Below are 25,942 nucleotides of genomic sequence, written 5' to 3' on the forward strand. Positions count from 1 at the left end.
GTAGCGCGCACCCATTCCAGGCGCGGGCGCGAACGTCGGCGCGGCATCCGCTGGTGTGATCGTGCTGAACCGAAACGACCTATCGTGGAGGCATGGTGAAACCGCGCGGCTGGCTCGAATGGGAGGCCGAACAGGCCCGCGACTGGATCGCGCGGCCCCAGGCCGGAGACGACAAATACTCCCGTGGTGTGCTCGGAGTGCGCACCGGTTCCAAGGACTACCCGGGCGCAGCGGTGCTCGGCGTCGACGCGGCCGTGCGCACCGGCGTCGGCATGGTGCGCTACCTCGGGCCACGCCGCGCTCAGGACCTGGTCCTGCAGCGCCGCCCCGAGATCGTGACCCTGCCCGGGCGGGTACAGGCCTGGCTGCTCGGCTCCGGCATCAACGCCGCCACGAGAACGGATGCCGTCAGCGCTGCCCTCGACAAAGCGCTCGCCGAGGGCCTGCCCACCGTCATCGACGCCGGCGCCCTCGACCTGGTCTCGCACGCAATCGGACCGACAGTCATCACACCGCATGCCGGCGAACTGGCCGCGATGCTCGAGGGCGAGGCCAAGCCGGGCTCAGCCTCGCAGATCGCAGCGAATCCGGGGGAATGGGCCATTCGCGCCGCCCGGCTGTTTGACGTCACGGTGCTGCTCAAGGGAGCAGTCACCCACATTGCCTCACCGGCCGGCGCCCGTTTGACCGTGTCGACCGGGCCTGCCTGGCTCGCGACGGCCGGGTCCGGCGACGTGCTCGGCGGCATCCTCGGGGCTCTGCTCGCGACCCACTCCGACCAGCTCGAAGCGGATACCGCGTCCCTCGCCCCGCTCGCCGCCACTGCAGCGCTCATCCACGCCGAAGCGGCGAACCTCGCCTCCGCCGGCGGTCCGATCGCGGCCCTGGACGTGGCCGACGCCGTACCGCGGGCCGTCGCAAACCTTCTCGCGTGACGGGCAAGGGCCAAAGATGGCATCTCGCGCAGACAGCGGCGCGGGATGCTGGCGGAGGGGCTAACCACTCGCGAGGTGCCACGTTTGGCCCCATGAGGCTGCTCGACCAGGCGCGAGGTGCCACGTTTGGCCCCATGAAATGAGTTCAAGGGGCGAAAGTTGGCACCTCGTGACGTTCAAGGGGCCAAAGTTGGCTCCTCGTGTGGTGCGCGAGTCGCGGGAGGCGCGCCCGCCGCGCTAGGGCTGCGCTCGCCCGACGCTGTAGACCGGAATGTGGGCGAGAGACTCCCCGGTACGTTGCTCGTGCTGCGCGCCGCACTCTCCCCCTGTGGGAAGGTAAAGCGTGCGAATTCACGAGACTCTGGCGGCTGACCGGCGCGAGCTGCGGCATCCGCTCGCCGCGCTATGGTCGGCCTTCGTGCTCGTGCACCTGCTGCTGATCACTCTGGCCTTGTTCGGGCCGGGGTATCCGCTCGGCGATGTTGAGGTGGTGTATCGCGGATGGGCCGAGGACGCCGCGGCCGGCAATATCGTCGGCGTCACTGAAAATTTCGTCTACCCGCTGCTCGCGCTCGTACCCGTCGTCGGCGCGCTCGCCCTCGGCGGACCGGCCTATCTCGGCACCTGGTTTGGGCTAATCACCGTGCTGAACGCCGGGGCATTCTTCGTACTCCTGCGCACGCACCGACCCGCGGCGTGGTGGTGGCTGGCGTTCCTGGCGTTGCTTGGCCCGATTGCGCTGCTGCGCATCGATGCGGTCACGGTGCCGCTGTGCATCATCGCCCTGCTGGGCCTGCGGCGCCGTCCGCTCTGGGGCACGGTGCTACTGACCATTGCGGCCTGGATCAAGATCTGGCCGGTGGCCGCCCTCGCTGCCCTGTTTGTGGCGTCCACACTGCGCTGGCGGATGCTCGGGGTCGCCGCAGCCGTCACCGCGGCGGTCGTCGCCGCGGCCGGGGCACTCAGCCTGGCTCGAGGCAGTGGCATCCACGTGCTGAGTTTCGTGGGCGAGCAGGCGGGCCGGGGGATCCAGATTGAATCACCCATCGCTGTGCCGTGGCTGTGGCAGGCCGTGCTCAACGTGCCCGGCAGCTTCATCTACTACGACCAGCAGATCCTCACCTTTCAAGTCGCCGGCGCTGGCACCGCCGCCGCAAGCGCCGTGATGACTCCGCTGCTCGCGCTCGCCGCCGCGGCCGTGCTGCTGCTCGGAGTGCGGGCCCAGCGGCGGGGAGCCGGCTGGTTGGCGGTCTTTCCGCCGCTGACCCTCGCCCTGACCGTGACCCTCATCGCCGTCAATAAGGTGGGGTCGCCGCAGTTCATCAGTTGGCTGGCCGCACCGATCATTCTCGGGCTCGTGCTGAACGGGCGTGCCTGGCGCACGCCGGCGCTGCTCGCGCTCGCGCTCGCCGCCCTCACCCAGCTGGTCTACCCGTACCTCTACGACTGGCTGCTGGTGGCCCATCCCCTCATGATTCTGGTGCTGACCGTGCGTAACCTGCTCGAATTCGTGCTGCTCGGCTGGGCGCTCTTCACGCTGTACCGACTGGGCAGGTCAGGCAAGCCCGCTTCAGGCCAAGCCGCTCCCGACCGTTTCACCTCCACACCACTCTCCAAGAAACCACTCATCCCCAAACCACTCACCACCAAACCAATCATCTAGGGAGCCCCTCATGCTCGTAGCATTCTCTGTCGCACCGTCCGTCGCCGCCGACTCGCAGGGATCCGTGCACGATGCGGTTGCCGCCGCGGTGCGCATCGTCCGCGAATCCGGACTGCCGAATCACACCGACTCCATGTTCACCACCATCGAGGGCGACTGGGATGAAGTCTTCGCCGTGATCAAGGCGGCGACCGAGGCGGTGGGCGCCTTCGGGCCGCGTGTTTCCCTCGTGCTGAAGGCGGACATCCGCCCCGGCCACACCGGCGAACTGACCGGCAAGCTCGAGCGCCTGGAGACCGCCCTCTCCGAGTGAATCGTCCGCTCCAGCCGGCCTGGGCTTAGGCTTGTTGCATGCCCCTCACTCCTGACGGGTCGACGCAGCTGTCGTCGACCCGTATTCGTCTTGCCCTGCTCGCCCTCGCCCTGGGCGGATTCGGCATCGGCGCGACCGAATTCGTTGCCATGGGTCTGCTGCCGAACCTGGCCGCCGACCTGCTGCCCGGCCTCTATGCTGCGGCGCCGGATGCCGCCAACGCGCAGGTCGGCTGGCTGATCTCGGCTTATGCCCTCGGTGTTGTCGTTGGAGCGCCCACGATCGCGGCCGCTGCGGCCCGCTGGCCGCGCAAACAACTACTCCTGGCCCTGCTGACCGCGTTCACGCTCGGCACCATCGCCTCGGCCCTGCTGCCGACCTTTGAGACCGTTCTCGTTGCCCGCTTTGTGGCCGGGCTGCCGCACGGCGCCTACTTCGGCATCGCCTCGCTCGTCGCCGCCCGCCTGATGGGCCCCGGCAAACGGGCTCGCGGTATCGCAATCGTGCTCTCCGGGCTGACCATCTCCAACGTCATCGGGGTGCCCACGATCACCTGGATCGGTCAGGTGAGCGGATGGCGAATCGCCTACCTCGTCGTCGCCGCGATCTTCGCGCTCACCTTCGTGGCCGTCGCCGTGTTCGTGCCGTTTCAGGCCGGCAACCCCAAGGCCACCATGCGCGCCGAGCTGCGAGCGTTCAGCCAGTTGCAGGTCTGGATCACGCTCTCGATCGGTGCGATCGGCTTCGGCGGCCTGTTCGCGGTCTACACCTATGTCGCCCCGCTGGTGATCGACATCACCGGGCTCACGGCCGCAGCGGTTCCGCTCATTCTCGTCGTCATCGGCCTCGGCATGACAGTCGGCAACTTCGCCGGGGGAGCGCTGGCCGACTGGAGCGTGCGCCGTACCATGTACATTTCCTTCGCCGTGCTGATCGCGGCCCTCGTCACGCTCGGTCTCTCTGCGCAGTCGCTAATCGGGTTGGTGATCGGCATGTTCTTCATCGGTGCGGCGGCATCCGCTCTCTCGCCGACTATTCAGGCCCGACTGATGGACGTCGCGCACGAGAGTCAGTCGCTCGCGGCGGCGCTCAACCATTCCTCGCTCAACGTCGGTAACGCCCTCGGCGCGGCCCTCGGCGGCGTGGCCATCGCCGCTGGGCTCGGATACCTGGCCCCGGTCTGGATCGGCGTTGCCCTGAGCGCGCTCGGCGTGCTGCTGACCCTGCTCACCTTCAGCATTGACCGTCGGCGCCGCCTGCGGGGCCAGCACGTGCCCTACGGCACGCAGCTGATCCCGGTCGTCCGCAAGAGTTGACGTCGGCGCGTGCCGTGCGGCGCTGTGCTGATCGAGACTCAGCTGATCCCGGTCGTCCGCACGGGTTGACGTTGGCGCGTGCCGTGCGGCGCTGTGCTGATCGAGACTCAGCTGATCCCGGGCGTTCGCACGGGTTGACGTTGGCGCGTGCCTGCGGCGCTGTGCTGATCGAGACGCAGCTGATCCCGGTCGTCCGCAAGGGTTGACGTTGGCGTGCGCCTGCCGGCATCCACTCAATTGAAGCCGCGTTAACGAACGAACCGGCCCGCATTTCGAAAAATGGAGCCGGTCGGTAAATGAACGTCAGTCCGTCTGCAGCAGGATGCCGTCGTGGATGGCGCGCTTCCGCAGCGCGACCTTGGTACCCACGTCGTACCCGGCCAGGCGGTACTTCTCGCGAATGCGCTTCAGGTAGCTCTTGGCGGTCTCCTCGGAGATGCCGAGCTGATAGGCGACGGCCTTCACCGGCTCACCGGCGCCGTAGAGCGCCATGACGCGGCGTTCCTGGGCGCTGAGGCGGGGACCTTCAACGTTCTCGGTCGAGTTGAGCGCGTAGTCGAGCTCAGCGGAGATGTAGGACTTGCCGTTGTAGGCAGCACGAATGGCATCGACGATCATGCTCGCTTCCTCGCTCTTTACGAGGTAGCCGAGGGCGCCGGCGGCGAGGGCTTCGCGCACGAGAGCCGGCTCGGAGTAGGTGCTCATGAGCACCGTGTTCACCCCGGTCGTCTTGAGCGTGGAGATCTTCAGGGACACCGGAATATTGTCCTTGAGATCGAGGTCGAGCAGCACGACGTCCACCGGAAACTCGGGGTGGGTCAGCAACTCGGGCCAGGTCGTCACCGCCGCGACCATCTCGATGTCGTCAGCGGCGCTTCGAATCCACTCGGTGAGCGCCCCCAGGAGCATCTTGTGGTCGTCAACAAGGGCCAAGCGGATGGGACGGGGTGTCGTCGTCATGTGTTGCCTCCTAATGAGTGCACCTTAGCGTCTATATCCCCGATACTAAGCATCAGCTGGATTGTCCACACTGCACTCGATGTCTACCCGCAAGCTTCCGGCCCGATTGGAGTCCACGTGCGGACCAACCGCACGAATCGCCTGCCAGGTTTCGGGATCGACACGCCGCCGCGATACCCCAGTTGTGGTCAATTCAATCGGAAACCGCACCCGGTGGTGCAGCCCCACCCTCTGTGTGGGGACAATCGGTCCGAGCCGCAGTGAAACGGATGCTCCCGATCGCTGGGTATCCCCCAACAGCAGCCAAATCGTCAGGAGCAGCCCGTCACGTTGGGTCGGCGATAACAGCCCGGCCAGCCCGGCCGGGTCGCTCAGGGCAACGACGGGGCCCAGAAACTCGCTCTCCGTGATCGCGTGGTGCAGCCAGGTTTCGGTGCGGCCCTCGATCAGGTGCACGCGCAATTGGGTGGCGAGCGACGCAGCCGTCGTGGCCGTCGACGCGGCCAACGGAAGCGCTGTGCGTCCCTGGGCCACATCGTCGAGCAGGGTCTCCGCATCGAGGTCGAGCCGGGCCAGCTGCTCCGAAGCGAGCATGCCGACCGCAAACCGCGGCTGGGACACGGTGCTCTGCACGAGCACGAGGTCGAGCTCGCGCTGAACCATGCGCCGAAACGCTTGCACAATGCTTGCGCCGACCACCGGCGGTACCACCGCGAGGGCGACCCCGAGAATGTCAGGTCCCAGCGCCAGTACGTCGCTGCGGGCTTCGAACAGGGTGGCCGCGCCCATAATGACACCGAGGGCGAGCGCTGCCAGGGTGATATCGCGGGATTCCCGCAGGGTCACAATCGTCAGCAAAAAGGCGCCAACGGCTGGGGCCGCGGTGGGAAAAGTCGCCGTTCCCGGAAATCCCCAGGATCCGGCCAGATCGAGGGCGACCACGATCGCGCAGAGGCCGAGGGCGAGTAGAAACAGCCACGTGGGCATGCGTGAAGAGAACTCGTGGACCGCCAGGTTCACCCCGACCGCGGTCGCGGCGAGTACCAGCCAGGCCACGATACTCAGGGTGGGGGTGGGCGTGGGGGTCTGTCCCCACTCGACCACCAGCCGCGCAACCAGGAAAACGGCGATGACGCCTCCGCTGATGCTCATCCCGATTCCGAGGTGGCGGGCACCCAAACCGTTTTGATCCGATCGGAAAACGGTGAAATGACCGTCACCACGCAGACTCGACCGCGGAAACCGCAGCGGCGACAGCGCTGCCCTGGTCGTCTGGCCAGCGGATGTTGTCGGCCAACTGCGCTCGTCCGGTGCGCCCAGCAGGCGCGCGCCCACACGGCGGGTGCGAACGATATCAATGGGGGCGGTGTCGCTCAGCGGAGTCATTTGGGGACCTCAAGAACAACCGTCGTTCCGGCACCCGGCGAGGAAAACAGGCGAGCGTTGCCCCCCACGTCACGCAGCCGGGCGATGACCGATTCGGCGACGCCGAGCCGTTCGGAGCCGACCTGGCCGAGGTCGAACCCGACCCCGGTGTCGGTGACCATTGCGCGAACAGTGGCGTCGTCATCCGTTATTGTTACGTCGGCATGGTCGACACCGGCGTGACGGCGCACGTTTTCGAGGCACTCAGAGAGAGCAAGTAGAAAGGAATCGAGCACGTTGCTGGGCAACTGCACCTGCCCGCTGCCGTGCCAGTTGACGGTCAGGCCGGCACGCTCGAAGCGCTGACGCACTGCGTCGAGCGTGCCGCCGAGGGTCAGCACCGAGGCTGGTTCGAGGGCATACCCACCGGAACGACTCGGCATCGGCAGACCGCCGAGCCGCAATTGACGCAGTAGCCGGGCGTCGTCACCGGCCTGTTTTTGCAGGGCTGCCGGGCTCACTCCGACGCCGGAATGGGCCAGCAGGGTCAGCGTCGCGAGCACCGTATCGTGCAGTAACCGGGCGTCCTGTCGGCGTTGCGCCTCGAGTTCGCTCGCGTGCCGTTCGGCGCGGTGGGCACGCCCGATCGCGGCGATTCGGTGCATCACGCGGGGGACGCTTTGCGCGATCCACCAGGAGGCGAGCGTGAAGGAGAGCCATATAGTCACCGTCAGGGTGAGCAGAATGACCCGGTCGGGGGCGTCCACCGTCACGACGGCAATGGTCGCGACGGTCAGCACGAAGAAGGAGCCGAGCAGCAGCAGTCGGCGCGCGCTCGTGATCAGTACCGCCGCGACCGCGCATATCGGCGCGGTCGCCACCATGCCGATCACGCTTTCCTCGACCAGGTTGGGAGGAACTCCGGGGTGGCTTGCGAAGCCCACGATCAGGATCGTTCCTTCCCCGCACAGCACGATCAGCACCGCCCAGCGCAGGGCACCGGTGCTGCCGAGCAGGTACTGCGCGGCCGCGAGCAGCAGGATGAGCGCCACCGCCGCAATGCGCGCGCCTCCGGCAACGCCACCGGGTACGAACAAGCACGCCAGTGTCGTGGCCGAGCCGGTCAGCCCGGCCGCCTGCACCGCTCTGCGAAGGAGCCGGTCTCGCTCCTTGAGGATGCGTTGCATGGGTGCCTGTCTGGTGGGAGATAAACATGTCTATCTGCACCATACCGGGCGGGACGCCGGAGAGTTCTCCCTAGTCCAACACCCGCCGTATTTGGGCGCCGATCGCTTCGTTCTCGATGAGGAAGCCATCGTGACCATACCCGGATTCCAGCACCACAGCGGTGGGGCCATCGATATTGTTCGGCAGGTGGGCGGCGATGGTGCGCTGGCCGTCGACCGGGAACAGTCGGTCACTGTCGATACCGACGACAACGGACCGGGCGGTGACCCGGCCGAGAGCGGCCGCCACGCCGCCGCGGCCGCGGCCGACATCGTGGGAATTCATGGCTTCGACCAACACGATGTAGCTGTTGGCGTCGAAGCGCCTGGTGAATTTATTCCCGTGAAAGTCAAGATACGATTCCACGGCGAAGCGACCGTTGGCGCCGAGCGGACTGATATCGCTCTGCCAGCCCCGCGCGAAGCGTGCGTTGAGTTCGGCTGGGCTGCGGTAGTTCAACAGAGCCATGCGGCGGGCGAGGGCCAGCCCGCGCGTCGGTCCGTCACCATCTGCTTCATCGTAATAATCGCCGGCCCGAAAGGCCGGGTCGGTGCGAATCGCCTCGATCTGAACCGAGTTGACGGCGATCTGATCGGCCGTGGTGATTGGCGGCGCGGCCAAAATGATCAGGCGCTCGACCCGCTCGGGGGTGATGATCGCCCATTCCAAGGCGTGCATGCCGCCCATTGACCCGCCGATTACGGCCGCCCAGCGGCCGATACCGAGCCGGTCGCTGAAAACGCGCTGCGCGCTGACCTGGTCGCGAATCGTGAGATAGGGAAAACGGATGCCCCACTCCAGACCGTCCGGAGCCAGCGACGCCGGCCCGGTGCTGCCCTGGCAGCCGCCGAGCATGTTCGGCGCCACGACGAACCACCGGTCGGTGTCGATGGCGAGGCCCGGTCCGACGATGCCGTCCCACCAGCCACCGGTCTCCTGGCCGGGACCGGGGGCGCCGGCCAGGTGGCTGTCACCGGTGAGCGCGTGCAGCACGAGCACGGCATTGTCGCCGGCCGGATTGAGGCTGCCCCAGGTCTCGTAGGCGAGCCGCACCATGGGGAGGCTGCCGCCGGCCTCAAAGCTCAGCGGGCCTAGATTGGCGAATTGCCGGTTTCCCACCGGGTCACCGTCACGCCAGGCACCGGTCGCCGGAGGCTTGCCGAGGACCGAGCGCGCCTGGGCTTCGGTGATGAAGTTCGACGGGACTGTGTCTGCTGATGATTGCCATTCCATACCCGTCCATTCTGTCGGTCGAATGGACGGCCCGGGCGCATGTTACGTTGTGCGCCCGGGCCCAGCGACCCGGTCAGGCGTCGGCGCGGTCGCGCTTGACGACGGCGCGGGCCGCGGCGAGGCCAGCCTCGAGGTCGGCTTTCAGGTCGACCACGTTTTCGATTCCGACCGAGAGCCGCACCAGGCCCGGGGTGACGCCGGCGGTGAGCTGCTGCTCCGGGGTGAGCTGGGCGTGCGTGGTCGAGGCCGGGTGAATGACCAGGGAACGCACGTCGCCGATGTTGGCGAGGTGGCTGAACAGGCTCAGATTGTCGACGAGGGCGCGGCCGGCGGCGACTCCGCCCTTGAGCTCGAAGGAGAGCACCGCTCCGACGCCGAGCGGGGCGTACTTGTTGGCGTTGGCGTACCAGGGGCTCGAGGGCAGGCCGGCGTAGTTCACCGAGGCGATGTCGTCGTGGTTGTCGAGCCACTCGGCGATGTCTTGGGCATTCTGCACGTGGCGTTCGATGCGCAGGCTGAGCGTCTCGATGCCTTGGATGAGCTGCCAGGCGCTCGCCGGGGCGATGGCACTTCCGAGGTCACGCAGCAGCTGCACGCGAGCCTTGATGACGTAGGCGATTCCGTCACCGACCGCGGTGGTATAGCTCGCGCCGTGGTACGAGGGGTCGGGTTCGGTCAGTCCGGGGAACTTCTCCACGTTCTTCGACCACTCGAACTTGCCACCGTCGACGAGAACCCCGCCGATGACGGCGCCGTGGCCGCCGAGGAATTTCGTGGCCGAGTGCACGATGATGTCGGCGCCGTGCTCGAACGGGCGAATCAGGTACGGCGTCGCGATCGTGTTATCTACGATCAGCGGAATTCCCGCAGCGTGGGCGATATCCGCGACCAGCGTGATGTCGAGTACGTTGATGCGCGGGTTGCCGATGGTTTCGGCGAAGAACAGCTTGGTGTTCGGGCGCACCGCACGGGCCCACTCGGCCGCGTCATCCTGGTCTTCGACGAAGGTCGTTTCGATGCCGAGCTTGGCCAGGGTGTACTTGAACAGGTTGTAGGTGCCGCCATAGATCGAGCTCGACGAGACAATGTGGTCGCCGGCCTGGGCGATGTTCAACACCGCAAAAGTGGACGCCGACTGTCCGCTGGACAGCAGCAGCGCCGCGGTGCCCCCCTCGAGTGCGGCCACGCGCTCCTCGACGACGGCCTGGGTGGGGTTCTGGATGCGGGTGTAGATGTTGCCGAATTCGGCCAGCGCAAACAGGTTCTGGGCGTGCTCGGCGTTGTTGAAGACATACGAGGTGGTCTGGTAGATCGGCGTCGCCCGAGCGTTGGTGGTCGGGTCCGGGTGTGCTCCGGTGTGAACCTGCTTGGTCTCAAACTTCCACGATGAAGAATTGTCGGTCACGATAGCCTCCGGATCACTCGGCGCGGACTTTCCGGCGCTCTGGCCACGAGCATATGGAGCCGGTGTAAACCCTGCAACGGATGCCGCAACACGGCGTCATCTTCTGCCGGAGGCTACTTTCGGTCGCGATGCGGCAGCACAATCGTGCCCGTCGGTGTCGCAGCGCCCGGGCGAAACAGCCACCGGGCTTTCGGCTCGACCAAGGGCCGCATTACCCTCCGCACGATCGGCAGCGAGAGCACGATCGAGATGGCCACGCTCAGCACGATCATCGCCGGAAGCACCCAGCCCGGTTGGGGCCCGTCGAGTACACCGGTTTCGCGCAGCGGGTAGAGCAGAAAGGTGTGCAGCAGATAGATATACATCGTGGCCGCTCCGAGCTCACTGAACCAGGTCGTGCGCCGGGGGATCAGCATCAGGAACGCCACGATCAGCGCGAAGGCGAGCAGCATGACGGCCAAACGGATGCCGCCGGCCCACCATGAGGAGTAATCAAACGTCGCGTACGACTCGTCGTAGAGCAGAAAACGGCGCACCTGCAGCTTGCGCAGGGTGTCGATATTGAGGGCGATCAGCAGGTACAGCCCGCCAAACAGCCCGAGCGCCCCGGCCCGCCAGCGCCAGACCAGCCCCGCGCGCAGTTCGAGCCAGTTGTCGGTGAGCAGCCACTGCCGCAGTTTCCAGCCGAATACGAAGAACGGGAGCAGCCCGAGGGTGCGGGCGAGGGTGAAGGTGCCATCGATCGACGAGATGTAGCCGGCGCCGATGGAGATCACAATGCTGATGGTGAGGGGATAGCGCAGCAAGACCAGGTAGGGCAATGCGATCCGCCAGATCAGCAGGGCGAGCAGGAACCAGAGGGTCCAGCTGGCACTGGAGTAATCCAGCAGAAATTTGCCGCCGAGGATCCAGCGCAGCCCGGTCCAGATGGTTTCGAAGATGAGGTACGGAAAAACGATGTCGGTGAGCAGCCGCTGCATCTGCCGCGCGTCGGGCGGCCCCGACTTGGCAAAATAGCCGCTCACGGCAACGAAAACCGGCACGTGGAAGGCGTAGATGAACAGGTACAGCGTATAGGCGGCATCCGCTTCGCCGATGAGTTTGAGAATGGCGTGGCCGATCACCACGAGGGTGACCGCGATCCAGCGCGCGTTGTCCCAGAGGGGTAAGCGACGCTTCTGCGGTCGAGTGGTGGCGGTGCCAAGTGCGCTCATTGAATCCATTCTCCCGCCACAATGGAGAAATGAGTACTCGAAGAGTGGTTGTGACCGGAGCAAGTTCAGGAATCGGAGCGGCGACCGTTCGCCAGTTCCGGCTGCGCGGCTGGGATGTGGTCGGGGTCGCGCGGCGGGCCGACCGCCTCGCTACGCTGCGAGCGGACACGGGAGCGGATGTCTTCACCGCTGACCTGACGCTGCAAGCGGATGTCGACGCCCTGCGCGACTACCTCGCCGCCACCGGCCCGGTGCACGCCCTGGTCAACAATGCCGGCGGCGCCAAGGGCCTCGACACGGTGGAGGCTGGGAGCATCGAGGACTGGGCCTGGATGTTCGAGATCAACGTGCTCGCCGTCAAGCGGGTCACCACGGCGATTCTGCCGCTGCTGCGCTCCGGCATCGACTCCGGGGCCGGGTCGGCCGACATCGTCACCATCACCTCGATCGCCGGGCACGTGGCCTATCTCGGCGGCGGCGGCTACAACGCGGCCAAGTTCGCTGCTCACGCCATGACCGAGGTGCTGCGCCTCGAGCTCTCCGGTGAGCCGATTCGGGTAATCGAGATTGCGCCGGGCATGGTCAAAACGGATGAGTTCGGTCTGGTTCGTTTCAACGGTGACGCCGACAAGGCGTTCGCGGCCTACGACAACGTGCCAGATCCGCTATCGGCGGAGGACATCGCGGAGACCATCGTGTCGAGCGTTGAGCGCCCGGCACACGTGAACCTCGACCTGATCGTGATCAAGCCGGTCGCCCAGGCGGCCCCGACCCGCATCGCCCGTGGTCCGTTGAAGGTGCGCGAGTAGTAACCTCGCCGCATTACTCCGCGCGGCCCGCGGCTTTGCGCGCGGCCCGCGGCGTCGGCGGGTCATCCGCTCCTCGCTCAAACATTGAGGGTTTCCGGGGACCCCCGCGAAAAGCGTGCGGCGGCCCCGGAAACCCTCAAAACTCGCAACCCCGCGGAAAACCCGCCGCCGCCGCTCCCATAAAGACCGGCGTGAGCTTGTCGGCGGATCGCCTCTATCCGCTGATCGAGCTCGCCGAGATCGCCATCGGCCAACGCGAGCTTGTCTGCGACAGGCGGGGCACAGCAAACGGGCCGGACAGGATGTGAATCCTGGCCGGCCCGTTTGTGTACTGCAGAGGGTTAGTGCTCGACGGCCTTTTCGGCGCCGTGCCCGGTGAGCGAACGCACCGACATTTCGGCGGCGAGCTTCGGGCTCTCCTTCACGGTGCTGGTGACCGAGCCGAGCCAGCCCAGGAAGAACCCGAGCGGGATCGAGATGATGCCCGGGTTGCTCAGTGGGAAGATCGCGAAGTCCACGCCGGCACCGAACATGGAGGTGTCAGTGCCCGAGAACACCGGCGAGAAGATGATCAGGAGCACGGCTGACGACAGCCCGCCGTACATGCTCCAGACCGCGCCCCGGGTGGTGAAGCCGCGCCAGAACAGGGAATAGAGAATGGTCGGCAGGTTGGCGCTCGCCGCGACGGCGAACGCGAGTGCCACGAGGAAGGCGATGTTCTGCCCCTGCACGCCGATACCACCGGCAATAGCGAGGATTCCGATCACGATCACGGTGCGACGGGCGACCTTGACCTCGTCGTCGGGGTTTCCCTTGCCCTTCTTGATGACGGATCCGTAGATGTCGTGCGCAAAGCTCGTTGCCGCCGTGATGGTGATTCCGGCCACAACGGCCAGGATCGTCGCGAAGGCGATGGCCGAGATGAAGCCGAGCAGCAGCGGACCACCGAGAGCGAGCGCGAGCAGCGGAGCTGCCGAGTTCACTCCACCGGGAGCGGCGAGAACGGTGTCAGCACCAACGAGCGATGCGGCACCGAAGCCGAGCACGAGGGTGAAGATGTAGAACGCGCCGATGAGCCAGATGGCCCAGACCACAGAGCGACGAGCTTCCTTGGCGGTCGGAACCGTGTAGAAGCGCATGAGCACGTGCGGCAGGCCGGCAGTTCCGAGAACCAGGGCGAGGGCGAGCGAGATGAAGTCGAGCGGGTTGGCGCCGTACTTCAGGCCCGGAGCCAGGATCGCATCGGCCGGAACAGAGGTCGAGACGGCAACAGCGCTGTCGAGCAGGGCCGACAGGTTGAACCCGTTCAGGGCCAGTACCCAGATGCTCATGGCGAGTGCACCGATGATGAGCAGGAACGCCTTGACGATCTGCACCCACGTGGTGCCCTTCATGCCGCCGACCAGTACGTAGACGATCATCAGCGCGCCGACGACGGTGACCACGATGGACTGGCCGAGCTTGTCGTTGATGCCGAGGAGTAGCGAGACGAGTCCGCCGGCTCCGGCCATCTGGGCGAGCAGGTAGAAGAAGCACACGGCCAGGGTGGTCGTTGCTGCGGCCACGCGCACGGGACCCTGCTTCAACCGGAAGGAGAGCACGTCGGCCATCGTGAACTTGCCGGTGTTGCGCATGAGCTCCGCAACGAGCAGCAGGGCCACGAGCCAGGCGACGAGGAATCCGATCGAGTACATGAACCCGTCATAGCCGCTGATCGCGATCGCGCCGACGATGCCGAGGAACGACGCCGCTGACAGGTAGTCGCCGGCGATGGCGAAACCGTTCTGCGGTCCGGTGAACGAGCGGCCACCGGTGTAGTAGTCCGCGGCGGACTTGTTGTTGCGTCCGGAGCGGATGACGATGATCAGGGTCACCGCCACAAAGGCCAGAAAGATGGAGATGTTCAGGATCGGGTTGTTTTCAACCGGTTTGACCGTCGTGGCCAGGAGGTGCAGTGCGTTCATCGCTGTTCCATCCGCTCGAGCTCAAGGCGAAGTTCTTCGGTGCGGGGGTCGATCTTGCGGTTCGCGAAGGTCACGTAGGTCATGGTGATGGCGAAGGTCGTGACGAACTGGCCGAGGCCGAGCAGCAGTCCGATATTGATGCGGCCGAAGACCGGCGTCGCCATGAACTCGTGCAGGTATGCGGCGGCAAGCACGTAGGCGATATACCAGACGAAAAAGAAGATTGCCATCGGTACGACGAACCTGTTGCGGGTGCGCTTCAACTCGAGAAAACGGGGGGTCTTTTCAAAAGCCTCGTAGTCGATGATGGACTTCGGTGGGGCGTCTTTCACTGCTTCACTCATGGGGCCTCCTTGCCTCGGGAACGAAAAATACGGGTTTTGCGGAAAAGTGTGGGTGCGCGGTGGGGGCGGAGCGTGGTCTCGACCGGTGGTCTACAAAACGGATGCTGTCAGTGCTCGTTTGAGATCGTCGAGAACGGTGGGGTCTTCGATAGTGGGGGGAACGGAATATTCTTCACCGTCGACGATTTGTCGAATGGTTTTGCGAAGAATCTTGCCCGACCGCGTTTTGGGCAGTCGGTCGAGTATGGTGACGTCGCGGAACGCGGCAACCGGGCCGACATGCTCCCGGACGAGCGCGACGAGTTCGGCGGCCAGAACGTCGTGGTCGACACTAGTCCCGACTTTGAGGGTCACGAAACCAGCGGCGCGCTGGCCCTTGAGGGCGTCGTGCACGCCGAGTACCGCGCACTCGGCGACGGCCGGGTGCAGGGTGAGTACCTCTTCGAGCGACCCGGTGGAGAGCCGGTGGCCGGCAACGTTGATCACGTCGTCGGTGCGGCCCATGACGAACAGGTAGCCGTCGGCGTCGAAATGGCCGGAGTCGCCGGTGGCGTAGTAGCCGGGGAAGGCGGTCAGGTAAGAACTCGCAAACCGTTCCTCGCTGCCCCAGACCCCGAGCAGGGTTCCGGGCGGCAGGGGGAGTCGAATGGCGATATTGCCGTCCTTGCCGACTTTCTCGATCGGCTTGCCCTTGGAATCCAGAATGGCAATGTCGTATCCGGGCACCGGGACGGTGGCCGAACCCGGCTTGGTCGGCAATTCTTCAATGCCGAGCAGATTGGCGCAGATCGCCCACCCGGTCTCGGTCTGCCACCAGTGGTCGACGACCGGGCAGTGCAGCCCATTATTGGCCCAGTGGAAGGTCTCGGGGTCGAGTCGTTCGCCGGCCAGGAACAGGCTGGTCAGGCTCGAAACGTCGTGGTTCTTCAGTTCGAGCAGGTCGGGGTCGACCCGGCGGATGGCCCGTATGGCGGTCGGCGCGGTGAACAGAACCTTCACCTTGTAGTCGTCGACGACGCGCCAGAAGGCGCCGGCATCCGGGGTGCCGATCGGCTTGCCCTCATAGAGGACCGTGGTCGCGCCCGCCAGGAGCGGCGCGTAGACGATGTAGGAGTGTCCGACCACCCAGCCGACGTCGGATGCGGCCCAGTAGACGTCGCCCGGTCCCACATCGTAAATGTTGCGCATCGACCAGTTCAGGGCGACGGCATGGCCGCCGTTGTCGCGGATGATGCCCTTGGGCTTACCGGTCGTACCGGACGTGTACAGGATGTACAGCGGGTCTTCGGAGCGCAGGGCGACCGGGTCGGCCGGCGCTGCTGTGGCCTCTTCGACTGCCCAGTCGAGCCAGGCGACATCCGCTTCTGAACGGTTCTGGTAGTCAGCAGCTGAGCCGGGGATGCTGTCCCGGCCCTGCACGATCACGGTGTGCACCGAACCCTGGCTCAGGGCGATGGCCTTGTCGACCAGTGGCAGGTATTCCACCGCGCGGCCAGGCTCCAGGCCGCCGGATGCCGTGACGATGACACTGGGGCGGGCGTCATCAATGCGCACGGCCAGTTCGGTTGCGGCGAAACCACCGAACACGACCGAGTGCACCGCGCCGATGCGGGCGCAGGCGAGCATGGCGACAACGGCTTCGGGAATCATCGGCAGGTAGATGACGACGCGGTCGCCGGTGCCAACGCCGTTGGCTCGGAGCACGCCGGCGAACCTGGCGACGCGGCCGAGCAGGTCGAGGTAGCTGAGCTTGACCCGGGTGCCGGTCATGGCGGAGTCATAGATCAGCGCGGTGTGGGCGCCGCGGCCGGCCAGCACGTGGCGGTCGAGTGCGTTGTAGCTGGTATTGAGAGTGCCGCCGGGAAACCAGCTGCCGGTCGCCGGGCCGTCGGGAGCGAGCGCCAGACGGGGCTGCGTGATCCAGTCGATGCCTTCAGCCGCCTCAAGCCAGAAGGCTTCCGTCGACGAAATGCTGCGTCGCCACGCATCCCGGTAGCTCGCACCTGATTCGCCGTTCATGTCTATCTTCTCCATCGAAGTACCTCTGTATACAAAGAGTGGTTGAAGTATTGCATATAACCCAGCATTGTGGAATAGGATCTCAGTTGTGTATACAGAAACCGCAATGTTGGGGTTAGACGTGCCGCTCCGCGCCAGTGAGCGAGCGTACCGTCAGCTGCGCGGGGAGATCCTGAACGGACTCCTTGCACCAGGGGCTGCCCTGCTCGAAGTCGAACAGGCCGAGCGTATTGGCATATCGCGCACCCCGCTGCGGGAAGCGGTGGCCCGATTGATTGCCGATGGACTCGTCGTCGGTCGCCGAGGCCGTGGCTTTGAAGTCACCGACATCTCGGTCGACAGTATTTCCGAACTTTACGAACTGCGCCAGGCGCTCGAGGTGCAGGCCATCCGTCTGGCGGCGATTCGCCGTGATCCCACCCCGTTCGCCCTGCTCCGTGAGGGCTTCGTCAATGCTCCGCAACTGCTGGAACAGGGCGACGTCGGAGTGCACCGATACTACGGGCTGATCGATGAACTCGAAGATGCCATCGATGTCGCGGTCGGCAACCCTTTTCTCGTCGGCGCCCTGCGCGCCGTACGCACCCACCTGGCCCGAATTCGTCGGTTGGCCCGGAGAAATCCGCTGCGGCTTCATGCCGCGGCGGCCGAGCATCTGCTGATTCTCGACGCCATCATCGCCGGCGATCCGTCGCTGGCGGCCCATGCCACCCATATTCATCTTCATCAAAGCCTCCAGAGCGTCCTCGCGGCGATCGATGAGGGCTCGACCACTGTCGCCAATTAGCGGCCCTGGTCACCTAACGAAGGGATCCACCGTGCAGCTTCACCACGTTCGAGTTCACAAGAGCGACGAGAATCTGGCCCGCGAGGACCAGCTGGCCTGGAAAATCGCCGAGGTCGCCGCCGACCCGGCCCTCGTCTCCGAAGAGGTGACCGAGATGGTCATCAACCGGGTGATCGACAACGCCTCCGTCGCGGCGGCCAGCCTGACTCGTCGCCCGGTGATCGCCGCCCGCTCGCAGGCGCTCGCACATCCGCGTTCCAATGGCGGCGACGGAGCGACCGTGTTCGGCCTCGCCCCCGCCCGCCGGGTTTCCCCGGAGTGGGCGGCCTGGGCCAACGGTGTGGCCGTGCGTGAACTCGACTATCACGACACGTTCCTCGCCGCCGAGTACTCGCACCCCGGCGACAATATCCCGCCGATCACGGCGGTCGCCCAGCACCTCGCGGCCTCCCGCGGCCTGACCGGCAGCGACCTGATTCGCGGCATCGCCACCGGCTACGAGATTCAGATCGACCTGGTGAAATCGATCAGCCTGCACGCGCACAAGATCGACCACGTTGCCCACCTCGGCCCGTCGGTCGCCGCCGGTATCGGCACCCTGCTCGGCCTCGACAAGGAAACCATCTTTCAGGCCGTCGGTCAGGCGTTGCACACCACGACCGCGACGCGTCAATCCCGCAAGGGCGAAATCTCCAGCTGGAAGGCGCACGCCCCGGCTTTCGCTGGCAAGATGGCTGTCGAAGCCGTCGACCGTGCGCTGCGCGGCGAGACCAGCCCGACTCCCATCTATGAGGGCGAAGACGGCGTCATCGCCTGGCTGCTCGACGGCCCGGACGGTTCCTATGACGTGTCGCTGCCGAAAGCCGGCAGCATCAAGCGGGCCATTCTGGACAGCTATACCAAGGAGCACTCGGCCGAATACCAGGCGCAGGCCTGGATCGACCTCGCTCGCAAGCTGCACAACGAACACCCCGAACTGCTCGTCGCCGGGGCTATCACGAGCGTTGTCATCCACACCAGCCACCACACGCACTACGTGATCGGCTCCGGCGCCAACGACCCGCAGAAGTACGACCCCACCGCGAGCCGCGAGACGCTCGACCACTCCATTCCCTATATCTTCACGGTCGCTCTGCAGGACGGCAGCTGGAACCACGTCGATTCCTACAGCCCGGAACGAGCCGGCCGCCCAGACACCATCGCCCTGTGGCAGACCGTCACAACCACCGAGGATAAGGAGTGGACGCGTCGCTACCACTCCCTCGACCCGGCCGAGAAGGCCTTCGGCGGTCGCGTCGAGATCGAACTGGCCAATGGAACCCGCATCGTGGACGAGATTGCCGTTGCCGATGCGCATCCGCTCGGCGCTCGCCCCTTCGCCCGCGCGGAGTACATCAACAAGTTCCGCATCCTGGCCGCGCCGGTGATGGAGGTGTCCGAAATTGAGCGCTTCCTCGCGCTGGCCCAGCGCCTGCCCGAGCTTGGTGCTGCCGACCTCGGGGGCCTGACCATCGTGGCCAAGCCCGGACTGCTCTCCTCGATCGCCACGCCGAACGGAATCTTCTAATGCTGTACGCCGGAACGACCGCCGCCGACAAGCGGATTGCCCTGCGCCAGGGCCTAAAAAGCGGCAAGATTTTGCGCTTTCCGGGCGCGTTCAACCCGCTTTCGGCCAAACTCATTCAGCAGAAGGGGTTCGAGGGCGTCTACATTTCGGGTGCCGTGCTCTCGGCCGACCTCGGCCTGCCCGACATCGGCCTGACCACCCTCACCGAGGTGGCCGGCCGGTCGCAGCAGATCGCCCGGATGACCGACCTGCCGGCCATCGTCGATGCCGACACCGGCTTCGGCGAGCCGATGAACGTGGCGCGCACCATCCAGACTCTCGAGGATGCCGGCCTGGCCGGAATGCACATCGAGGACCAGATCAACCCGAAACGCTGCGGTCACCTGGACGGCAAGCAGGTCGTGGATGCCGACACCGCGATCAAGCGCATCCGCGCGGCCGTCGATGCGCGCCGGGATGCGAACTTTCTCGTGATGGCGCGCACGGACATCCGTGCCGTCGACGGTTTGGATGCCGCTGTGACTCGGGCGAAGCAGCTGCAGGATGCCGGAGCGGACGCGATCTTCCCGGAGGCGATGGGCAGCCTGGCCGAGTTCGAGACGATCCGGGCGGCCGTCTCGGTGCCGATCCTGGCGAACATGACCGAATTCGGCAAGGGCGAGCTGTACACCGTGCAGCAGCTCGAAAACGTGGGCATGAACCTGGTGATCTTTCCGGTGTCGTTGCTGCGCCTCGCGATGGGGTCGGCGGCCCGCGGACTCGATGCGATCGAGCAGACCGGCTCGCTCACGACGATGCTGCCCGAGATGCAGCACCGGGCTGACCTGTACGAATTGCTCGACTACGCGTCGTATAACCAGTTCGATTCGGGTATCTTCGATTTCACGCTGAACCCGCACATTTCGTCCAAGGTATAAGGGGAGCACAATGTCTGACACGGAAACACTCGCTCCACACGTCTATAAGGGGCTGACCGGCGTGGTCGTCGACACGACCGCGGTCTCCAAGGTCAACCCGGAGACCAACTCGCTGCTCTACCGTGGCTACCCGGTGCAGGAACTCGCGGCGAAGAAGAGCTTCGAGGAGGTCGCCTACCTGCTCTGGCACGGTGAACTTCCCACAGACCAGCAGCTCGCGGACTTCGAGGCCCTCGAGCGTTCGCTGCGCCACCTCAACCCGGTCGTCAAGCGCATCATCGACGAGCTGCCGTTGACCGCGCACCCGATGGATGTCGTGCGCACCGCGGTGAGCGTTATCGGAGCGAGCGATCCGGAAGCTGAGAACCCGTCGCCGGAATCCGACCTGGCCAAGTCGATTCGGCTGTTCGCCCAGCTGCCCGCGATCGTGTCGTACGACCAGCGGCGTCGGCATGGGCTCGACCTGGTCGAGCCGCGCGACGACCTCGGCTACTCGGCGAACTTTTTGCACATGGCCTTCGGGGAGGTGCCTGAGCTCGTCGTCGTCAACGCCTTCGACGTGTCGATGATTCTCTACGCCGAGCACTCCTTCAACGCATCGACGTTCACCGCGCGGGTGATCACCTCGACCCTGTCCGACCTCTATTCGGCCGTGACCGGCGCGGTCGGGGCGCTCAAGGGAGCATTGCACGGCGGCGCGAACGAAGCCGTCATGCACACCTTCACCGAGATCGGCCTCGGCGCCGGCTCGGCCGCCCGGGCCGAGCCCTGGCTCGCGCAGGCGCTCGCCGAGAAGCGCAAGATCATGGGCTTCGGGCACCGCGTCTATAAGAGCGGCGACTCGCGCGTACCGACCATGCGGGCGGCGCTCGTCACCCTGGCCCTGCACTACGAGAAGCCGGAGCTGCTCGAGCTCTACGAAGCCCTCGAGACGGCGATGACGACGCGCAAGGCGATCCTGCCCAACCTCGACTACCCGTCGGGTCCGGCCTACCACCTGATGGGGTTTGACACCCTCACCTTCACGCCGCTGTTCGTTGCGGCGCGCATCACCGGGTGGACCGCGCACATCATGGAGCAAAAGACCAGCAACGCACTGATTCGCCCGCTGTCGGCCTACCACGGGCTCGACCAGCGTCAGGTTCCGTAGCGCTTCTTCTTCGCACCGGATACACCGCAACGAGCGGATGCCGCGCTGCCGGTCGGCAGCGCGGCATCCGCTTTATTGTGCCTGCGGTCACGGCGCTTGCGTCTTTCGTTAGCATTGTCGAATGACACTTGACGCGCCTCTTTCGAGCAACGACACAGCCACGACCGAAACGAAGGTCACCGCGTGAGCGTGCACCTGGTCGGCGGCGGAGGAGACCCGGCCCACAATGCCCAGGTGTTCGGAACGTTCCTGTCCGAGGTTGTGGCTCACGCCGCACAGGCTGGCCGTGACGAACCGATCGTGGCGATCATCACCGTCGGCCCGGGCAGCGCCCACGCCGAGGAACTGGCTGCCTCGCTCGGCGACAGTGTGCAGACCCGCCGCACCGTGCTCGCGCCCGGCGATACCGGCGACCTCACCGCTCTGGGCGCCGTCGACGGCATTCTCATCGGCGGCGGCGTGACCCCCGATTACCTGGCCGCACTGCTTCCCATCGCCGGCGAGATTCGCCGCCAGGTATCGGCCGGCGTGCCCTACCTCGGGTTCTCGGCCGGTGCCATGATCGCCGCCGAACGAGCCCTGATCGGCGGCTGGCGCATCGGCGGCGTCGAGGTGACGCCCGAAGACGTCTCCGAGGGCCTTGACGAAATCACCCTGGCCCAGGGCATCGGACTGCTCGACGTCACGGTCGACGTGCACGCCGCCCAGTCCGGCAGCCTGTCCCGGTTGATCGCGGCGACCGAAGCCGGCCTGATCGACGGCGGCCTCGCCATCGACGAGAACACCGTGCTCGTGGTCGGCGAGGGCGCACTTCGCGTGCTCGGCGCCGGCAGCGTCTGGAACGTCAGCCAGGCCGACGGCGGCGTGCTCGTGAGCACCATCGGCGCCTGACCCGCGCATGACAGCCTGCACAACGGATACCGCAACACGCGTACCGAGTCAGCTCGCGGCGGTCGCCACCCCATCGGGTACCTGCCCGGTTGATCGGGCGCGCCCGGCCGGCCGGGTGAGATCGTGAACCTCGACGCCCTCGCGGCAAGCGGCGACATCGATCCGGGCTGGGCGCTTGCCCTCGCACCCGTGGCCGATGACCTGGCCAGGATCGGCGAGTTCCTGACGCGTGAACGAGCCGCCGGCCGCGCCGTGCTGCCCGCTGCGGAGCACCTGCTGCGCGCGTTCCGCCAGCCGTTCGACGCCGTGCGGGTGCTCATCGTCGGGCAGGATCCGTATCCGACTCCGAGCCATCCGATCGGCCTGGCCTTCGCCGTCAAAGCCGACGTGCGCCCGCTTCCGCGCAGCCTCGGCAATATCTACACTGAATATGAAGCCGATCTCGGCCTGCCGCGACCCGAGCACGGCGACCTTTCGGCCTGGACCGATCAGGGCGTGCTGCTGCTGAACCGGGTGCTCAGCGTCGGTGCGGGAGCGGCCGGTTCGCACCGCAGCCAGGGCTGGGAAGCGGTGACCGACCAGGCCATTCGCGCACTGGTCGGGCGGGGACATCCGCTGGTGGCGATTTTGTGGGGAAAGGATGCCGGCGCGCTCAAGCCACTGCTCGGCGACACGCCCGTGCACGAGTCGGTGCACCCGAGTCCACTATCGGCCTGGCGTGGTTTTTTCGGTTCGAAGCCATTCAGCAACGCCAACCGGCTGTTGACCGGGCAGGGGGCTGCATCGGTGAACTGGGAGCTTCCGGTAATCTGGAATCAACCAGAAAGGGGAGTGCCCGGTGCTTGAGGAAGAATACGAGCCTCGTCGTCGGTTGCCCCGCCACTTGCGGCCGGAAACCGCCATCGAGACGCCGTTCGAATACACGATGCGTGAGGTGCGGGCGACCGACCTGCCGCACATTCGTGAAATCTACAATTATTACGTCGCCAACAGCACCGTCACTTTTGACGAAGATGCCATGACGCTCCCCGAGTGGCGCGACAAGTTCTACTACCTGAACAAGCAGGGCATGCCGTTCATCGTTGCCGTCTCACCGGCCGGCCAGATTCTCGGCTATGCCCTGGTCGCCCCGTGGAAACAGAAGAAGGCCTACCGGTTCACGGTCGAAAACTCGATCTACCTCGGCGCCGCGTCCACCGGAAAGGGACTCGGGCGCGAGCTGCTCGGCGAACTGATCAAGCGGTCGAAGGCGGCCGGCCTGAAGGAGATCATCGCCGTGATCGCGGATCAGGGAGCGGATGCCTCGATCAAGCTGCACCGCGACTTCGGTTTCGAGGAGATCGGCCGCATGGGCAAGGTCGGTTTCAAGTTCGAGCGCTGGCTCGGTACTATTTTGCTGCAGAAGAGTCTGAAGTAGCCCCGTTGGCCCGGCTCATGGGGCCGACGTTGGCAGGTCGCGGGGCATAGGGACCGAAGTTGGCGTCTCGCGGGCGTGCCCGGGCTCAGTGCGTGCCGCGCGGCGAGTTCAGGCGGCCGACGGCGTTGAGTACCGCACGTCGCGGAGAGATGCTCGCGACCCGGGCGAGCAGGGCGTTGCGGGCGCCGACGAGCACGACCGAGGGCGTGACCGAGCGGTCGAGCGCCGAGAACGAGGCGCGCATGACCTCGTCGACCGTGAGCGGTGTGCCCTTCTTGCCGCCGCCGGTCTTGGCGACCTCGAAGAACTCGGTGTCGGCGGGACCTGGGCAGATCGCCGTGACCTTGAGGCCGCTCGCCCGCGTTTCGTAACTGACCGCCTCGGTGTAGCTGAGCACGTAGGCCTTGGTCGCGCCGTACACCGCCATGTGCGGCACCGGCTGGAATGCGGCCGTGCTGGCCAGGTTCACCAGCGCCGCAGTGTGCGGATGCAGCGAGGCGGTCTCGACCAGATCGGGCAGGAAGGCGTGGGTCAGCGCGGTCAGCGCGTGCACGTTGAGCGCCACCTGCTCGCGTTCGCGGGCCTCGTCCGAGTCGAGCACGGTGCCGAAGGTGGCGAATCCGGCATTGTTCACGAGGGTGCCGATGGTGATTGCCCGCTCGCGCAGGTCGCGCACCAGCTCGGGGACGGCATCCGCTTCGCTGAGATCGAGCGGAATCACGGTGGAAACGGTGCCGTATTTCTCGGCGAGATCGACCGCAAGGGCTTCGAGCCGGGCCTGGCGACGGGCGACGAGTACCAGATCCGCGCCGCGCTGGGCGAGCGCGTGGGCGTACCCGACGCCGAGTCCGCTCGACGCTCCGGTGATGAGCGCGGTGGTGCCGATGGGGTTGTACAAAGCGCTGGCCATGGATTGAGGCTAGCCGCGTTGTGCCGCCGCGGCCAGTGCTGCCTGATGGGCGGCCGTCGCCGAACTAGGCTCGGGTCATGGCTGATCCACACGAACTGACCGCCCTGGAGCAATGGCAGGCCCTGCAGAACCGCGAAATCAGCCCGAGCGAGCTCGCCGAGCACTACCTCGCCCGCATCGAGAAGTACAATCCGGCACTCGGTGCCTTTGTCACGGTGACGGCAGACGCGGCCAGGGCCAGGGCCCGTTACGTCGAAGAGCGGATGCCGCGCACCGCGCCGCTCTGGGGCCTCCCGTTCGCCGACAAGGACCTGTACCTGCGTGCCGGGGTGCCAGCCAGGTTCGGCTCGCGCCTCTTCGCTGACTATGTGCCCGACGAGTCGGATGAGCTCGTGCAGGCCCTGGACGACGCCGGGGGAGTCAGCCTCGGCAAGACGAACACGCCGGAGTTCGGCCTGGCCTCCTACACCGAAAGCCTCGCCGCACCGCCTGCTCGCACGCCGTGGAACCTTGCGCTCGGCGCCGGCGGATCCAGCGGTGGCGCCGCCGTCGCGGTCGCCGCCCGCCTGCTGCCGTTCGCGCCGGGCTCCGATGGCGGCGGGTCCATCCGCATCCCAGCAGCCGCCTGCGGGCTGGTCGGCCTCAAGCCGAGCCGCGGACGGGTGCCGTCCGCTTCCGGAATCGACAAGCTCGGCGGCCTCGCCGTCGGCGGCCCGATCGCCCGCACGGTAGCGGATGCCGCCCTGCTGCTCGATGCCATGATCGCGCCGCGAGATGGTCACCCCGACCACCACTATGCCGTGCGGGCTCCGGGAGACGAAGCTCCGCTGCTGGCCGCGGCGGTGCGCGGCGATGGGCGGTTTCAGCTCGGCGTCATGACCACTTCAGCCTGGGACAACGATTACTCCATTTCGATTGCGCCCGAAGCCCAGGCCGCGCTCGATCTCGCCGTGGCCGGTTTTGCCGCGCTGCAGCACGGCCTCGAGGAGACGGCACTCGTGCCCGACGCGAGCTATGTGCCGGCGTTTCGCACAATTTGGCAAGCGGGCGCGGCGACCATCCCGGCCGAAACCGACGCAGACGTCGCCCTGCTTGAACCGCTGACCCAGTGGCTGCTCGCCCGAGGTCGTGCCCTCGGTGCCCGGGAACTCGCCGAGGCGCTGGCTGCACTGTCCGCGTTCGAGCGTTCGTTCATTCGCCAACTGTCGAAATTCGATGCCGTGCTGACCCCGGCGATGGCGCTGACGCCGCGGCCGGTCGGCTGGTACGACGCGCACGACGGCGAGGCGAACTTCGCCCAGCAGGTGCAGTACACGCCGTTCACCTCGATGATCAACGTGAGCGGGCTGCCGGCCATCGTGCTGCCGGTGCACCAGACCGACGACGGCCTGCCGATGGGCGTGCAGCTCATCGGGCGACCCGGCGGCGAAGCGACGCTGCTGGCGCTCGGCGCGCAGCTGGAGCGGCGCATCCGCTGGCAGGATCGCGTGCCGCCCGACCCCGCGTAGGCCTGACCGGGCGTTGGCCTCACCGGGC

Annotated in this window: 24 protein-coding genes; 13 read left to right on the forward strand and 11 right to left on the reverse strand. The window is 66.3% G+C overall.

The window, feature by feature from the left end; genetic code table 11:
• Positions 1-92: 92 nt before the first annotated feature.
• The 4 genes from E3T43_RS08875 to E3T43_RS08890 all read left to right on the forward strand — a co-directional run bounded on the left by E3T43_RS08875 (position 93) and on the right by E3T43_RS08890 (position 4,227).
• Entirely contained in the window at positions 93-935 is an 843-nt protein-coding gene (locus E3T43_RS08875; protein ID WP_134472187.1) for an ADP/ATP-dependent (S)-NAD(P)H-hydrate dehydratase, read from the forward strand.
• Between the two features lie 343 nt (positions 936-1,278).
• Entirely contained in the window at positions 1,279-2,598 is a 1,320-nt protein-coding gene (locus tag E3T43_RS08880; protein WP_241978891.1) for a glycosyltransferase 87 family protein, read from the forward strand.
• A gap of 10 nt (positions 2,599-2,608) precedes the next feature.
• Positions 2,609-2,911 (forward strand): thiamine-binding protein, encoded by a 303-nt coding sequence (locus E3T43_RS08885; RefSeq protein ID WP_104132783.1) that lies wholly within the window; start codon positions 2,609-2,611, stop codon positions 2,909-2,911.
• Between the two features lie 38 nt (positions 2,912-2,949).
• On the forward strand, positions 2,950-4,227 hold the full coding sequence (locus E3T43_RS08890; protein ID WP_134472188.1) for an MFS transporter: 1,278 nt from the start codon (positions 2,950-2,952) through the stop codon (positions 4,225-4,227).
• A gap of 303 nt (positions 4,228-4,530) precedes the next feature.
• Here E3T43_RS08890 and E3T43_RS08895 read toward each other — a convergent pair whose 3' ends face one another.
• The 6 genes from E3T43_RS08895 to E3T43_RS08920 all read right to left on the reverse strand — a co-directional run bounded on the left by E3T43_RS08895 (position 4,531) and on the right by E3T43_RS08920 (position 11,631).
• On the reverse strand, positions 4,531-5,187 hold the full coding sequence (locus E3T43_RS08895) for a response regulator transcription factor (RefSeq protein WP_134472189.1): 657 nt from the start codon (positions 5,185-5,187) through the stop codon (positions 4,531-4,533).
• A 45-nt stretch (positions 5,188-5,232) separates the two neighbouring features.
• On the reverse strand, positions 5,233-6,573 hold the full coding sequence (locus E3T43_RS08900) for a hypothetical protein (RefSeq protein WP_134472190.1): 1,341 nt from the start codon (positions 6,571-6,573) through the stop codon (positions 5,233-5,235).
• On the reverse strand, positions 6,570-7,739 hold the full coding sequence (locus tag E3T43_RS08905; protein WP_134472191.1) for a sensor histidine kinase: 1,170 nt from the start codon (positions 7,737-7,739) through the stop codon (positions 6,570-6,572). Before E3T43_RS08905 ends, E3T43_RS08900 begins: the two co-directional genes overlap by 4 nt.
• Positions 7,740-7,809: 70 nt before the next feature.
• Positions 7,810-9,012 (reverse strand): homoserine O-acetyltransferase, encoded by a 1,203-nt coding sequence (locus E3T43_RS08910; RefSeq protein ID WP_134472192.1) that lies wholly within the window; start codon positions 9,010-9,012, stop codon positions 7,810-7,812.
• 73 nt (positions 9,013-9,085) lie between these two features.
• Complete coding sequence (locus E3T43_RS08915; protein ID WP_134472193.1) at positions 9,086-10,417, reverse strand: bifunctional o-acetylhomoserine/o-acetylserine sulfhydrylase; 1,332 nt, start codon at positions 10,415-10,417, stop codon at positions 9,086-9,088.
• A gap of 113 nt (positions 10,418-10,530) precedes the next feature.
• Positions 10,531-11,631: an acyltransferase family protein gene (locus E3T43_RS08920; protein ID WP_241978892.1), complete on the reverse strand. Its 1,101-nt coding sequence runs from the start codon at positions 11,629-11,631 to the stop codon at positions 10,531-10,533.
• 29 nt (positions 11,632-11,660) lie between these two features.
• On the opposite strand from E3T43_RS08920, the gene E3T43_RS08925 reads away from it, so the two are divergent.
• Positions 11,661-12,440 carry an SDR family NAD(P)-dependent oxidoreductase gene (locus tag E3T43_RS08925; protein WP_174843045.1) on the forward strand — a complete coding sequence of 260 codons (780 nt, stop codon included), beginning with the start codon at positions 11,661-11,663 and terminating at the stop codon, positions 12,438-12,440.
• Positions 12,441-12,781: 341 nt separating this feature from the next.
• On the opposite strand, the gene E3T43_RS08930 is transcribed toward E3T43_RS08925, so the two are convergent.
• The 3 genes from E3T43_RS08930 to E3T43_RS08940 all read right to left on the reverse strand — a co-directional run bounded on the left by E3T43_RS08930 (position 12,782) and on the right by E3T43_RS08940 (position 16,767).
• Complete coding sequence (locus E3T43_RS08930) at positions 12,782-14,404, reverse strand: cation acetate symporter (protein ID WP_134472195.1); 1,623 nt, start codon at positions 14,402-14,404, stop codon at positions 12,782-12,784.
• Positions 14,401-14,748, reverse strand: coding sequence for a DUF485 domain-containing protein (locus E3T43_RS08935; RefSeq protein WP_092451296.1), 348 nt, complete (start codon positions 14,746-14,748; stop codon positions 14,401-14,403). Before E3T43_RS08935 ends, E3T43_RS08930 begins: the two co-directional genes overlap by 4 nt.
• A 90-nt stretch (positions 14,749-14,838) precedes the next feature.
• The gene (locus E3T43_RS08940) at positions 14,839-16,767 is read right to left on the reverse strand and encodes an AMP-binding protein (RefSeq protein ID WP_134472196.1); all 1,929 of its coding nucleotides are present in this window, start codon (positions 16,765-16,767) and stop codon (positions 14,839-14,841) included.
• Positions 16,768-16,873: 106 nt separating this feature from the next.
• On the opposite strand from E3T43_RS08940, the gene E3T43_RS08945 reads away from it, so the two are divergent.
• From E3T43_RS08945 to E3T43_RS08960, 4 genes are read left to right on the forward strand one after another with little or no spacing between them, the layout of a single operon-like run.
• Positions 16,874-17,554, forward strand: a complete 681-nt coding sequence (locus tag E3T43_RS08945; protein WP_134472197.1) for a GntR family transcriptional regulator — start codon at positions 16,874-16,876, stop codon at positions 17,552-17,554.
• Positions 17,555-17,585: 31 nt separating this feature from the next.
• The gene (locus E3T43_RS08950; RefSeq protein ID WP_241978893.1) at positions 17,586-19,121 is read left to right on the forward strand and encodes an MmgE/PrpD family protein; all 1,536 of its coding nucleotides are present in this window, start codon (positions 17,586-17,588) and stop codon (positions 19,119-19,121) included.
• Positions 19,121-20,038, forward strand: a complete 918-nt coding sequence (gene prpB, locus E3T43_RS08955) for a methylisocitrate lyase (protein ID WP_134472199.1) — start codon at positions 19,121-19,123, stop codon at positions 20,036-20,038. Before E3T43_RS08950 ends, prpB begins: the two co-directional genes overlap by 1 nt.
• Before the next feature lie 10 nt (positions 20,039-20,048).
• Positions 20,049-21,188 carry a bifunctional 2-methylcitrate synthase/citrate synthase gene (locus E3T43_RS08960; RefSeq protein ID WP_134472200.1) on the forward strand — a complete coding sequence of 380 codons (1,140 nt, stop codon included), beginning with the start codon at positions 20,049-20,051 and terminating at the stop codon, positions 21,186-21,188.
• On the opposite strand, the gene E3T43_RS18745 is transcribed toward E3T43_RS08960, so the two are convergent.
• The gene (locus E3T43_RS18745) at positions 21,176-21,316 is read right to left on the reverse strand and encodes a hypothetical protein (protein ID WP_166791284.1); all 141 of its coding nucleotides are present in this window, start codon (positions 21,314-21,316) and stop codon (positions 21,176-21,178) included. The genes E3T43_RS08960 and E3T43_RS18745 overlap by 13 nt on opposite strands.
• A 55-nt stretch (positions 21,317-21,371) precedes the next feature.
• Here E3T43_RS18745 and E3T43_RS08965 point away from each other — a divergent pair, with 55 nt between their 5' ends.
• The 3 genes from E3T43_RS08965 to E3T43_RS08975 all read left to right on the forward strand — a co-directional run bounded on the left by E3T43_RS08965 (position 21,372) and on the right by E3T43_RS08975 (position 23,496).
• Complete coding sequence (locus tag E3T43_RS08965) at positions 21,372-22,079, forward strand: Type 1 glutamine amidotransferase-like domain-containing protein (protein ID WP_134441730.1); 708 nt, start codon at positions 21,372-21,374, stop codon at positions 22,077-22,079.
• 123 nt (positions 22,080-22,202) lie between these two features.
• Entirely contained in the window at positions 22,203-22,925 is a 723-nt protein-coding gene (locus tag E3T43_RS08970) for a uracil-DNA glycosylase (RefSeq protein WP_241978894.1), read from the forward strand.
• Complete coding sequence (locus E3T43_RS08975) at positions 22,918-23,496, forward strand: GNAT family N-acetyltransferase (RefSeq protein ID WP_174844334.1); 579 nt, start codon at positions 22,918-22,920, stop codon at positions 23,494-23,496. The genes E3T43_RS08970 and E3T43_RS08975 overlap by 8 nt, the downstream gene beginning before the upstream one ends.
• Positions 23,497-23,581: 85 nt before the next feature.
• Here the strand turns inward: E3T43_RS08975 and E3T43_RS08980 are convergent, their stop codons facing one another.
• Entirely contained in the window at positions 23,582-24,406 is an 825-nt protein-coding gene (locus E3T43_RS08980) for an SDR family oxidoreductase (RefSeq protein WP_134472202.1), read from the reverse strand.
• 77 nt (positions 24,407-24,483) lie between these two features.
• Between E3T43_RS08980 and E3T43_RS08985 the strand changes: the two genes are divergently transcribed.
• A complete protein-coding gene (locus E3T43_RS08985; protein WP_134472203.1) occupies positions 24,484-25,914 on the forward strand; it encodes an amidase in 1,431 nt (476 codons plus the stop codon).
• Positions 25,915-25,942 lie beyond the last annotated feature (28 nt).

Source organism: Cryobacterium sp. Hh7 (genome assembly GCF_004403155.1).
Classification (GTDB): Bacteria; Actinomycetota; Actinomycetes; order Actinomycetales; family Microbacteriaceae; genus Cryobacterium; species Cryobacterium levicorallinum.